The 12,022-nt window shown below is 67.7% G+C and carries 11 protein-coding genes; 10 read left to right on the top strand and 1 reads right to left on the bottom strand.

Annotated features, from left to right (window positions below; translation table 11 throughout):
* Nucleotide 1 precedes the first annotated feature (1 nt).
* Entirely contained in the window at nucleotides 2-598 is a 597-nt protein-coding gene (gene recR, locus ACIRGA_RS18205; protein ID WP_125784957.1) for a recombination mediator RecR, read from the top strand.
* A 74-nt stretch (nucleotides 599-672) separates the two neighbouring features.
* On the opposite strand, the gene ACIRGA_RS18210 is transcribed toward recR, so the two are convergent.
* Nucleotides 673-1,785: a UDP-N-acetylglucosamine 2-epimerase gene (locus ACIRGA_RS18210; protein WP_005166261.1), complete on the bottom strand. Its 1,113-nt coding sequence runs from the start codon at nucleotides 1,783-1,785 to the stop codon at nucleotides 673-675.
* Between the two features lie 61 nt (nucleotides 1,786-1,846).
* On the opposite strand from ACIRGA_RS18210, the gene ACIRGA_RS18215 reads away from it, so the two are divergent.
* From ACIRGA_RS18215 to ACIRGA_RS18255, 9 genes are all read left to right on the top strand, one after another.
* Nucleotides 1,847-2,863, top strand: coding sequence for a glycosyltransferase family 2 protein (locus tag ACIRGA_RS18215; RefSeq protein ID WP_400942461.1), 1,017 nt, complete (start codon nucleotides 1,847-1,849; stop codon nucleotides 2,861-2,863).
* Complete coding sequence (locus ACIRGA_RS18220) at nucleotides 2,860-4,158, top strand: hypothetical protein (protein WP_400942463.1); 1,299 nt, start codon at nucleotides 2,860-2,862, stop codon at nucleotides 4,156-4,158. Before ACIRGA_RS18215 ends, ACIRGA_RS18220 begins: the two co-directional genes overlap by 4 nt.
* A 70-nt stretch (nucleotides 4,159-4,228) precedes the next feature.
* On the top strand, nucleotides 4,229-6,208 hold the full coding sequence (locus ACIRGA_RS18225; protein WP_400942465.1) for a DUF6541 family protein: 1,980 nt from the start codon (nucleotides 4,229-4,231) through the stop codon (nucleotides 6,206-6,208).
* A gap of 59 nt (nucleotides 6,209-6,267) precedes the next feature.
* Nucleotides 6,268-6,969, top strand: a complete 702-nt coding sequence (locus tag ACIRGA_RS18230; RefSeq protein ID WP_400942603.1) for a glycosyltransferase family 2 protein — start codon at nucleotides 6,268-6,270, stop codon at nucleotides 6,967-6,969.
* A 12-nt stretch (nucleotides 6,970-6,981) separates the two neighbouring features.
* Nucleotides 6,982-7,419, top strand: a complete 438-nt coding sequence (locus ACIRGA_RS18235) for a DUF2304 domain-containing protein (protein WP_400942467.1) — start codon at nucleotides 6,982-6,984, stop codon at nucleotides 7,417-7,419.
* Complete coding sequence (locus ACIRGA_RS18240; protein WP_400942605.1) at nucleotides 7,416-7,964, top strand: uridine kinase; 549 nt, start codon at nucleotides 7,416-7,418, stop codon at nucleotides 7,962-7,964. Before ACIRGA_RS18235 ends, ACIRGA_RS18240 begins: the two co-directional genes overlap by 4 nt.
* 494 nt (nucleotides 7,965-8,458) lie before the next feature.
* Nucleotides 8,459-10,000: an ABC transporter substrate-binding protein gene (locus tag ACIRGA_RS18245; RefSeq protein ID WP_400942469.1), complete on the top strand. Its 1,542-nt coding sequence runs from the start codon at nucleotides 8,459-8,461 to the stop codon at nucleotides 9,998-10,000.
* Nucleotides 10,001-10,086: 86 nt separating this feature from the next.
* Nucleotides 10,087-11,088, top strand: a complete 1,002-nt coding sequence (locus tag ACIRGA_RS18250; protein ID WP_400942470.1) for an ABC transporter permease — start codon at nucleotides 10,087-10,089, stop codon at nucleotides 11,086-11,088.
* A complete protein-coding gene (locus ACIRGA_RS18255) occupies nucleotides 11,085-12,020 on the top strand; it encodes an ABC transporter permease (RefSeq protein ID WP_400942472.1) in 936 nt (311 codons plus the stop codon). Before ACIRGA_RS18250 ends, ACIRGA_RS18255 begins: the two co-directional genes overlap by 4 nt.
* Nucleotides 12,021-12,022: the final 2 nt, after the last annotated feature.

The raw sequence follows: 12,022 nt of genomic DNA on the forward strand, positions 1-12,022 counted from the left end.
CTTGTACGAGGGTGTCGTCCAGGATCTGATCGACGAGCTCGGGCGACTGCCCGGCGTCGGTCCCAAGAGCGCGCAGCGGATCGCCTTCCACCTGCTGGCGGCCGATCCCGCGGATATCTCGCGCTTGCAGGAAGTGCTCGGCAAGGTCAAGGAAGGCGTGCAGTTCTGCGAGGTCTGCGGCAACGTCTCGGAGCAGGAGACCTGCCGGATCTGCCGCGACACCCGCCGCGACCTCACGGTCATCTGCGTGGTCGAGGAGCCGAAGGACGTCCTCGCCGTCGAGCGGACGCGCGAGTTCAAGGGCCGCTACCACGTGCTCGGCGGCGCGCTGGACCCGTTGTCCGGCATCGGGCCCGAGCAGCTGCGCATGCGGGAGCTGCTCGCCCGGATCGGTGGCGCGGAGATCAGCGAGATCATCATCGCGACCGACCCGAACACCGAAGGCGAGGCGACCGCGACGTATCTCGTGCGGATGCTTCGCGACTTCCCCGGCCTGACCGTGACGCGGCTGGCGTCGGGGCTGCCGATGGGCGGTGACCTGGAGTTCGCGGACGAGCTGACGCTGGGCCGGGCCCTCTCGGGACGCCGGGCTCTCTAGCTTCCAACGCGTGAAGGCCCCCTTCCCCCGGCTCAGCCGAGGGAAGGGGGCCTTCACGCGCGAAGCGGAAAACGTCAGCAGTAGCCCAGGCGCGCCAGGGTGTCGACGATGATCTCCGACGGGTGGAACTTGTCGACCCACGACTCGCCGCGGCGGTTCTGGTAGGTGTCGAGGAAGTTCTGCAGCTTGTCCCCGCGCATCTCGGTCAGCACGACGGTCTCGCCGAGGTGCTGCGGCGTCTCGGTGCGCTCGCGGTGCACGGCGCACGGCAGGCCGAGGTAGTAGCACTCGGCCGAAAGGCCGCCCGAGTCGGTGACGACGTACTCGGCGCGCGCGACCAGCGGCAGGAACTTCAGGTACCGCATCTTCGGCTGGATGATGAAGTTCTTCTCGTCGAAGAGGTTCGCCAGGCCGAGCGCGCGGATCTTCTCGCGCTCGGGCGCGCCCGCCATGTAGAGGATCGGCATCTGCTTGCTCTGCTCGCGCAGGATCTCCAGCGCCTCGCGGTACTTGTCCGCGCGCGAGACCAGCTCGAAGCGGTGCAGGGTGGCGAGGCCGAACTTCTCCGGCAGGCCCTCGACGTCGAGCGGCCCGTTGATGGCCATCCGCATGGCGTCGATCGCGGTGTTCGCCTCGGTGTCGACGACGACGCCGCGCGCGTTGCGGAGGTTGTTCACCTCACGCGCGCTGGGCGCGAAGTGCATGTCGACGATCTTCGCGGCGATCTTCCGGTTCAGCTCCTCCGGCAGCGGCGACATGATGCTGCCCGACCGCGCGCCCGCCTCGACGTGCCCGACCCGCGACTTGAGGATCCGCTTCCCGATGAGCGAGCCGTACGGCGTGGTGAAGGTGTCACCGTGCACCAGCACCAGCGGCGGACGCCCGTCCTCGACCAGCGCGGCCTTCAGCTCGGCGCGGCGGCTCCACGCGGTGCGCAGCACCTGCGCGGCCCAGCCCGGCACCTGCGCGGGCGACTCCAGGTTGTGGGCCTTCTCCTTCGGCACGAGCCAGACGTCGGGCTCGGGGAGGTTCAGATCGGCGAGAACGTCCGAGACCTCGTCGACGTGCTGGGCGGTGAACCAGATCTTCGGCCGGACCCCGCGTTCGAGGATGCCGTGGTAGACCGGCGCGATTTTGATCAGTTCCGCCGTGGTGCCGAGAATGAAGGAAATCACCGGAAGAGCCATTCTGTCGGGGTCTGCGGTGCCCGAAGGATACTGGTGGGCCGCGCAAGGTAGCCTCGCCGGGGTGAGTGCGAATTCGCTCCTCCCGGCCCTGTCCGTCGTGATACCGGTCTACAACGAGCAGGACTGGATCGATCGCAGTGTCGGCGCGCTGATCGCGTCGGCACAGGCGGCGAACTGGCCGGTCGAGGTCGTCGTGGTCGACGACGGCAGCACCGACGGCACCGGCGACAAGCTCGCCAAGCTGCAGGAGCTGTACGGCATCGCCGTCCTCACCCAGCCGAACAGCGGCCGGTTCGAAGCCCGCCGCGCGGGGATCGCGAAGGCGTCGGGGCGGCAGATCCTGCTGCTCGACAGCCGCGTGATCGTGGACTCCGGCTCGCTCACCTTCCTCCGCGACCAGCTCGTCGACCATCCCGAACGCACGGTGTGGAACGGTCACATCAACGTCGCGTCCGAACACAATCCGTATGCGGGATTCATGGCGGGGCTGGTCAAGATCCCGTGGCGCCGTTATTGCGCGAACCCGCGGTTGATGTCGTTCGGTATCGACGAGTTCGACGTCTTCCCGAAAGGCACGGGATTCTTTTCCGCGCCGAAGGACGTTCTCGAGGATTCGTCCAACGCGTTCGAGTCGCTCTTCGAAGACGTCCGTTTCGCCAGTGACGACACGGGTGTTCTGCGCTGGATCGCGGAACGCCACCGTATCTTCCTCGCCCCGGAGTTCTCCGCGACCTACCACGGCCGCGATTCCTTCAAGAAGTTCGTCGGGCAGTCGTATTTCCGCGGCACCACGTTCGTCGATTCGTATCTCGCGTCGCCCGGTCCCGCGCGCAACGGCCTGTTCGCCGCGATGGCCGTCGGAGTGCTCGGCCTCGGTGTCGCCGCGAAGCGCCCGAAGACCGCCGTCGCGCTGGCCGCCGCGGGGTCGACGGCCGCCGGCTTCGCGGTGACGAAGTTCGGCGCGACCAAGGCCGAGGCCAAGGCCGTCGCCCAGCTCACCCCGGTGTTCGCCGCCGGCTTCGGCGCCGGGGCACTGCGGGGTCTCTTCATGGCGCTGCGAGCCCGGCTGCGTAAATGAGCACTTCGGTGAGCAGCGAAAAACTGGCGAAGGACACCGGGAAATCCGCCGGGCGGATCGGCGTCTACCTGCTGATCGCGATCGCGCTCGGCTATGTCCTCACCGTCGTGTGGGGCAGGACGCTGTCCAAGGCCGACAACGCGGTCCTGCTCTCCTTTTGGGGCATGTTGATGGGGCTGGGCGCCGCCCTGTCCCCGCTCGAGCAGGAGATCTCACGCCAGTCCGCGCACGCCGCGCTCGCCGGTCGCAAGGCGGGCCGCCCGGCGGTGATCGCCTTCGTCACCAGCGCGATCGCCGTGGTGCTCGTCGGACTGGTCACGCTGCTGCCGCCGATCACCGACAAGGTCTACGGCGGCCAGTTCGCGCTCGCTGTGATCGTGCTCGCTGGCGGGCTTTCGTTCGCCTTCCAGTTCGCCGCGCGCGGTCTGCTGATCGGCCAGGACCACGTCCGGTCCTACTCGTGGCTGATCCTGGTCGAGGCCGCCGTGCGGATCCTGGTGGTCGCCGCGCTGGTGGTCGCCGGGCTCACCCAGCTCTACTGGTTCGCCATCGCCGCCGCGACCGGCTCGTTCGCCTGGCTGCTGTTCGCCCGCGGCGCCGCCAAGCTGGTCGACCCCAAGCTCGAAACCGACGTGCCCGCGAAGCCGGTCGTCACGAACATGCTGATGCTCCTCGCGGGCGCCGGGCTCACCGCGAGCGTCATCACCGGCTACCCCGCGCTGGTCAGCCTGCTCGCCCCCGGCGGTGACAAGGACAAGCTCGGCGTGCTCTTCCTCGCCCTGTTCGTGGCCAGGACGCCGCTCACGCTGATGGCGCCGGTCCAGGCCCTCGCGGTCCCGACCGTGGTGCGCCTCTCCAGCACCGAGGAGGGCAAGCACCGGCTGCGGAAGCTGCTCGCGCTCGGTTCGGCGGGCGCGCTGGCGCTCGGGGCGCTCGGCGCGCTGATCGGCTGGCTGATCGGCCCGTGGGTGGTCCGCCTGGTCTACGGCGCCAAGAACGACCCCGAGGCCTGGTGGATGGCCGGGCTGGTCTGGTCCTCGGTGCTGCTGGCCGCGATGCAGCTGCTCGCCGCCGTGCTCGTCGCGCAGGCCAAGGCCACGAAGGTGCTGATCACCTGGGCCGCGGTCGTCGTCGCGACCGCGCTGGTCCTGCTGTTCTTCCCGGGCGACACGGTTGTGCGCGCCGTCGTCGGCCTCGCCGCCGGTCCGACGGTCGGGCTGCTGGTCGTGATGGCTTTCGTGGTGAGAGGCACGCCCGAGACGGGCAACGCGAAGCCGTCCGATACGTCTCGATAGTGTGGCCGCGTCATCGCGCGCCGCGAGCGGATGGCGTCTTGACGCCGAATAGGGTTGGACAGCGAATTCGATGAACGTTCTTTTGGTCTTGCTGGCGTTCTGGCTGCCGGGGCTCGTCTTCGGCGCCGCGATCAGGCTGCGCGGCTGGACCCTCGCCGCCGCGGCCCCGCTGCTCACCTTCGGCCTCATCGCCATCGGCATCCCGATCCTCGGCCGGTTCGGCATCCGCTGGACCATGCTGAACGTCGGCCTCTGGGTCCTGCTGCTGTCCCTCGTCGGCTTCGGCCTTTCGTTCCTCGTGCTCCGCTTCACCGCGAAGCGTCACCCGGAATGGGCAGAGGACGAAGACGACGACGAGACGAAGCGCTCCCTTCGCGACCACCTGCTGATCGGTGCCGGTGTCCTGGTCGGTCTCGGCGTCGGCACGGTGACCTTCCTGCGCGGCTCGCATTCGCTGGAGAACGTCCAGCAGGGCTGGGACGCCCCGTTCCACGGCAACCTGGTGCGCTGGATCGCCGAACACGGCGACGCGCGCGCGTCGACCGTCGGCACCATCGCGAACCTGCCGAACCAGACCGACTACTTCTACCCGGACACCTATCACGCGCTGCTCGCCCTGATCTTCGGCAAGGGCGGCCTGACGATGATGCCGACGCTGAACCTGGCGGCGCTCATGGTCGTGCTGACCGTCCCGGTCGGCGTCGCGGCGATGTGCCGCGCCTGGCGCATGCCGGTCCTCGCGACCGCCGCCGCCGCGGCCGTGTCCACCTGGTTCACCGCGTTCCCGTACGACTCGCTGTGGCGCGGCCCGCTGTGGCCGTACGTCGCCGGGGTGGCGCTCGTGCCCGCGATGCTCGCGCTCGCCCGCCTGCTGCTCAAGCCGAACGGCGTCGCCGGGCCGGTCGCGATCGGCGTCGGCGTCGCCGGGCTGGCCGGCCTGCACACCAGCCTGATCTTCGTGATCATGGTCTACTTCCTGCTTATCCTGCTCGCGGTGCTGTTCCGCTTCGAGAAGATCGGCTGGCGCCGAAGCGCCGCTTCGCTGGTGGCCACGGTCGGGCTGGCGGTCGTGCTCGGCGTGCCGCAGGTCCTTCCCGCGCTCTACAACGCGGGCGGCGTGACGAGCGCGTTCTGGGCGTCGGAGACCAGCGTGTCCGGCGCGCTCGGGCAGACGATCACGTTCTCGCCGATGGCGGCGTTCCCGCAGTGGTGGATCGGCATCCCGGCGATCATCGGTGTGTTCTTCCTGGTCAAGCACCGGCGGATGCTCTGGATGGTCGGCGCGTACGTGGTGCTCGGCGGCCTGTTCGCCGCGACGATCTCGCTGGAGACCCCGCTCATCCACACCCTGACCGGCGTGTTCTACAACGACCACTGGCGGATCGGCGCGCTCGTGCCGCTGGCGGGCGCCGTCGCGTTCGGCGAGTTCGTGCACACCGCGTCGGGCAAGTTCGCCGAGAAGCTCGGCGAGCGCAAACCGAACCTGAACCCGGTCACCGCGGCCATCGCGGGCGCGCTGGTGGTCGGCCTGATCGTCACGGTGCTGAGCCGCGGCGGCTACATCGGCCGCAACTCCGCACGGCTCGCGATGAACTACGGCGCGGACGGCCCCTCGGTCAGCAAGGGCGAGGAAGAGGCCTACGCCTGGCTCGGGAAGCACGTCGTCCCCGGCGAGCGCGTCATGAACGACAAGGCCGACGGCTCGGTGTGGATGTACGCCCTTTCGGGGGTTCAGCCGGTCGAGTGGACCAACTACGGCGCCGAGTTCACCACCAAGGCGGGCTGGCTCAGCGTGTTCCTCAACGACATCAACCGCGAGCCGCGCGTGCGCGAGGCGCTCACCGACCTCAAGGTGCGTTACGTGCTGGTCGGCAAGGGCAAGGTGGCCCCCAACGCGCAGTCCGCGGTGGGGCTCCAGCGGCTCGACATCACTCCGGGTTTCAAACGCGTCTTCCACAACCTCGACGCGTCGGTTTACGAAATCGAAGGTCAGCAAGGTGTGGTCGCCGACGGCGCCCCCGCCGGGTCCGACACCGCTCACGGCCAGTAAGAAGATAGAGTGATCCAGTGTCCAGTACGTCCGTGACCACCCGCCGCGTACTCATCGTGATGCCCGCTCTGAACGAGCAGGCCAGCGTCGGCGCGGTCATTTCCCAGGTCAAGCAGTCTTTGCCGGGTATGGACGTGCTGGTGGTCGACGACGGTTCGTCCGACGACACGGCCAAGCTCGCCCGCTCGGCGGGCGCGGAGGTGGCCCGTCTGGCGGTGAACCTCGGCGTCGGCGGGGCGATGCGCACCGGTTTCCGGTACGCGGCCGCCCGCGGCTACGACGTCGTCGTCCAGGTGGACGCGGACGGCCAGCACGACCCGGACGAGGTCGCCGCCCTGCTGGACGCGCTCGACGACGCCGACATCGCGATCGGCTCGCGGTTCGCGGGCAAGGGTTCGTACAAGGCGAGCGGCCCGCGGAAATACGCGATGGTCGCGCTCTCGCTCGTTTTCTCCCGGCTCGGGAAGACCAAGCTCACCGACGTGACCTCCGGGTTCAAGGCGATGGGCCCGCGCGCGATCAAACTGTTCGCCGCGTACTACCCGGCCGAATACCTCGGCGACACGGTCGAATCGCTGGTGATGGCGATCCGCGCCGAACTGAAGATCAAGGAAATCCCGGTGATCATGCGGGAACGGGCCGGTGGCACACCGAGCCATTCGCCGGTGAAATCGGCCGTCTACCTCGGCCGCGCCGGACTCGCCCTGCTGCTGGCGCTCGTGCGCCGTCGTCCCGCCGTCGACTCGTCGGATTCGGCGTAAAAGGAGCTGATTATGGCTGGCTGGCGCATTCTCAGCATCGTCGTCGCCTGTCTGGTGCTGTTCGTCGTCCTCGAGATGATGCGGCGGCGGAAACTGCGGGAAAAGTACGCGGGGGTCTGGCTCGTCCTCGCCGTCGGCGTGGTCGTGCTCGCCCTCGTTCCGCAGGCCGCCGACTTCCTGGCGCGGATAACCGGCGTGCAGACGCCGTCGAACTTCGTATTCCTCTTGGCCGGTGTGGTGCTGGCGCTGGTCGCGTTGCATCTGTCCACCGAGGTCGGGCATCTCGAAGAAGAGGTCCGGACCTCCGTCGAGGAGATCGCGCTGCTCCGCTGCGAACTCGCCGACGCCCAGCGTGACCTGGAAGAACGCGTCGCCGCGCTCGAAGCACGGACGGCCACGCCCGACAACGTCAAAGGGCTCCCCGAAGTGAGCCCCGCACGCGTCCGCTGATCGACGCCCTTTTCGCCGCCCCGCCGAGGTTGGGCGCCGTCCGCGTGCTCGCCGTCGACGGCCCTTCCGGCTCCGGGAAGTCCACATTGGCCGGGAAGATCGTGGCCGGACTCGGGGGCCGCGGTGCCCGCGTGGCGCTGGTGAGCACCGACGAGTTCGCCACCTGGGACGAACCCGTTTCGTGGTGGCCTCGGCTGGAGGCCGGCGTGCTGGAACCGCTGCGCGCGGGACGGCCCGGCCGCTACCGCCGAGTGGACTGGTCCACTGGCGCCCCGCTGCCGGGTGAAGAGGTCGAGATCCCGGTCCCCGAGGTTTTGGTGCTGGAAGGCGTTTCCAGTGGCCGCGCGCGGATGCGGCCGTCGTTGTCCCTGCTGACCTGGCTCGACGGCGGGAGCGAGGCCGAACGCCTGGACCGCGCCGCCTCCCGGGACGGCGAGGGGTCCCGTGTGGAGCTCCGGCGCTGGCAGCTGTTCGAACGCGGGTGGTTCGCCGTCGACGGGACCAGGGCCGTGGCAGATCGTGTGGTCACCTCTCGTGAGTGGTAAGTGTCGTTAGAACGTCACTTACCACTCACGACACAGGACCGATGGCGCGACCCGCGGTCTGGCTTCCCGGCCGGCGTTGTCCTGTTTTGACCGGCACCCATTGGTTGTAGTGGTGGACACCCATTTGAGTCAGTGACCCGGCACTCTGCGCGTTAGTGGTCCGGAATTGATTACACTCCGTCCGGAATTGCGGACACTTTGCGGTCGTATTGGCCGTCGTGTAGCGCGATCGTAACCTCGCGTGCTTAAGTGCGGGCTGAGTTCCCGCTAGTGTCGGCGGGCACACCGATCGTCCGTGGAGTTCGAGTTACCGACCGACCGGACGGTGCCTAAACACCAAAAATCTCCTCAAGGGGTGCCAGATGCAGCAACTGCGGGTGACCCGAGCACGCCGTGTGGCCCTGATCGGGCTTGCCGGCGCACTCGCGGTCTCCATTTCCGCCTGTGCCGAATCGAAGCGTGAAGAAGGCGCAGGGGGTGGCTCGGGAGGCACCATGGTCTTCGGCGCCGCCGGTAACCCGAAGACGTTCGACCCGCTCTTCAACGACGACGGTGAGACCTTCCGCATCATCCGCCAGATGATGGACACCCTGATCATGAACAAGCCGGGGACCGCGGACCTCGAGCCCGGCCTGGCGGAGAAGTGGGAAGGCAGCAACGAAGGCAAGACCTGGACCTTCAGCCTGAAGAAGGGCGTGAAGTTCCACGACGGCACCCCGTTCAACGCCGAAGCGGTCTGCTTCAACTTCAACCGCATGTTCAACATGAAGGGCGCCGCCGCCCAGAGCCAGATGATCTACTACGGCGACGTCTTCGAGGGTTTCGCCAAGAACGAGGGTGACGCCTCCGGCGACCCGGTGTTCAAGGACTGCCAGGTCAAGGACGAGTCGACCGCCGTCCTGAACCTGAACAAGGCCAAGGGTGCCTTCCCGGCGGCCTTCACGCTGCCGTCGTTCTCGATCCAGAGCCCGGACGCGCTGAAGAAGTACAACGCGGACCAGGTCACCCAGAGCGGCGACTCGTTCTCCTACCCGGAGTACGCGCTGAAGCACCCCACCGGTACCGGCCCGTTCAAGTTCGAGAGCTGGGACCAGGCCAAGGGTGAGATCACGCTCTCCAAGGCCACCGACTCGCCGACCCAGACGGCCAAGCTCGACAAGCTGGTCTTCAAGGTCATCCCGGACGAGAACGCCCGCAAGCAGGCGCTCAAGGCCGGCGACATCCAGGGCTACGACTACCCGTCGCCCGCGGACTACGGCCTGCTGCGCAACGACGGCGAGCAGGTGCTCATCCGCCCGTCGTTCAACATCCTGTACCTGGGCATCAACCAGAAGAACAACCCGAAGCTGAAGGACCCCAACGTCCGCAAGGCGCTGGCCTACGGCCTCAACCGTGAGCAGTTCGTGAAGTCGAAGCTCCCCGAGGGCGCCGAGACCGCGACGCAGTTCGTGCCGAAGGCGATCGACGGCTACAACGAGAACGTCACCAAGTACCCGTACGACCTTCAGAAGGCGAAAGACCTGCTGAAGGCGGCCGGTGCCGAGGGCATGACCCTGAAGTTCTACTACCCGACCGAGGTCACCCGGCCGTACATGCCGAACCCGGCCGACATCTTCACGTCGCTGTCCGAGGACATGAAGGCCATGGGCATCAAGGTCGAGCCGATCGCCAAGCCGTGGAACGGTGGCTACAAGGACGACGTGCAGAAGGCAGGCAAGCAGGACGTCCACCTGCTCGGCTGGACCGGTGACTACAACGACGCCGGTAACTTCGTCGGTACCTTCTTCGGTCGCGAGAAGCCGGAGTTCGGCTTCAACAACCCGGAGCTGTTCTCGGCCATCTCGGCCGCGGACGCCGCGCCCGCCGGTGAGCAGCACACCAAGGCGTACCAGGAAGTGAACCAGAAGATCATGGAGTACCTGCCCGCCATCCCGATCTCCTACGGCCCCCCGGCGATCGTCGTCGGCCCGAAGGTGAAGGGCCTGGTGGCCAGCCCGCTGACCGACGAGCGCTTCTACACCGTCACGGTCAACTGATCCTCCACCACTAGTGGCTCAGGGGGTGGGCGCTACCGCGCTCACCCCCTGAAGTCCATTCCCGGGCTGGCAACAAAGGAACGCACGTGCTCCGTTTTCTCGTGCGTCGGCTGCTACAAGCGATACCGACGCTCTTGATCCTGTCCATTTTGATCTTCGCCTGGCTCCGGTCCCTGCCCGGTGGCCCCGCCGGCGCCCTCCTGGGCGACAAGGCGACCCCGGAGAAGATCGCCGACCTGAACAAGCTCCTCGGCCTCGACGATCCGATCTTCGTCCAGTACTTCAAGTTCCTCGGCCGGGCCATCACCGGCGATTTCGGCAACTCGCTGGTCTCCGCCCAGCCGGTCATGTCGGAGATCGGGAACTTCCTCCCCGCCACCCTCGAGCTCGGCTTCTGCGCGATGCTCATCGCGGTGGGTCTCGGCATCCCGTTCGGCTACCTGGCCGCCCGCTTCCACGGCGGGGCCATCGACAACGTCATCATCGTGCTCTCGCTGATCGGCGTCGCCGTGCCGGTGTTCTTCCTCGGCTACATGATGCAGGACGCGCTGGCCGCCCCGCTGGGACTTCCCTCGCAGGGCCGTCAGATGGCCGGTCTCGACGCCACCACCGTCACCGGGTTCGCGGTCTTGGACGGCATCATCACCCAGGAATGGGACGCCGCCTGGGACGCGATCACCCACTTGATCCTGCCCGCGTTCGCGCTCGCCACCATCCCGCTCGCGGTGATCGTCCGGATCACCCGCGCGTCGGTGCTGGACGTGCAGAACGAGGACTTCATCCGCACGGCCAACTCGAAGGGCCTCACCCAGCCGATCGTCCGGCGCCGTCACGTGCTTCGGAACGGCCTGCTGCCGGTGGTCACCGTCATCGGCCTGCAAACCGGCGCGCTGCTCGGTGGCGCCGTGCTGACCGAGCGGGTGTTCAACTTCCGCGGCCTCGGTTTCCTGCTCGCCGAAGGCATCGAACGGCGTGACTATCCGCGTCTGCAAGCGTTGCTGCTGTTCGGCGCGCTGGTCTACGTGCTGGTGAACATGCTGGTCGATATCTCGTACGGGCTCATCGACCCGAGGGTGCGTGTCCGATGAACACTCTGCTGAACAAGAAGAAAGAGCCGATCGACAAGCTCGCCGCGACGTCGGCGAAGGGGCACAGCCTCGGCGGAGAGGCGATCCGCCGGATGCTGCGGAGCCCCGTGGCCATCACCGGCGGTGTGATCACCGGCCTGTTCCTGCTGCTGGCGATCCTGGCGCCGTTCATCGCGCCGAAGGACCCCTACGAGCGGTATCTGCAGAGCGAGGTCATCCTCGGCCAGGGCATCATCCCCGGCGCGCAGGCCGGTTTCCCGCTCGGTGTCGACGACTTCGGCCGCGACTACCTTTCGCGGCTGCTGGTCGGCGCGCAGAACACGCTGCTGGTCGGTGTGCTCGCGACGGTCATCGGTGTCGTGATCGGCATGATCATCGGCGGGCTCGCCGGCGCGTTCGGCGGCTGGGTCGACACGGTGCTCATGCGCCTCGTCGACGTCATGCTGTCGGTGCCGTCGCTGTTGCTGGCGATCTCGGTCGCCGCGCTGTTCCAGAAGCCGAGCCAGTGGACCGTGATCGTGGCCGTGTCGATGGTCGGTGTGCCGATCTTCGCGCGATTGCTGCGCGGTTCGATGCTCGCGCAGAGAAACAGCGACCACGTGCTCGCGGCGACGTCGCTCGGCGTCAAACGCGGGGCGATCGTGTTGCGGCACATGCTGCCCAACTCACTCGGCCCGCTCATCGTGCAGGCCACGCTGACGCTGGCGACCGCGATCCTCGAGGCGGCGGCGCTGTCGTTCCTCGGTCTCGGCGACCCGGACCCGAACCGGGCGGAATGGGGCATCATGCTGAGCCGCAGCGCTCGGCAGTTCCTCGACATCCGTCCCGAGCTGGCGTACTACCCGGCCATCGCGATCATCATCGTCGCGCTCGGGTTCACGCTGCTCGGCGAGTCCTTGCGGGAAGCCCTCGATCCGAAGAACAGGCGGTGATT

The sequence above is a fragment of the Amycolatopsis sp. NPDC102389 genome (assembly GCF_044765885.1).
Lineage (GTDB): Bacteria > Actinomycetota > Actinomycetes > Mycobacteriales > Pseudonocardiaceae > Amycolatopsis.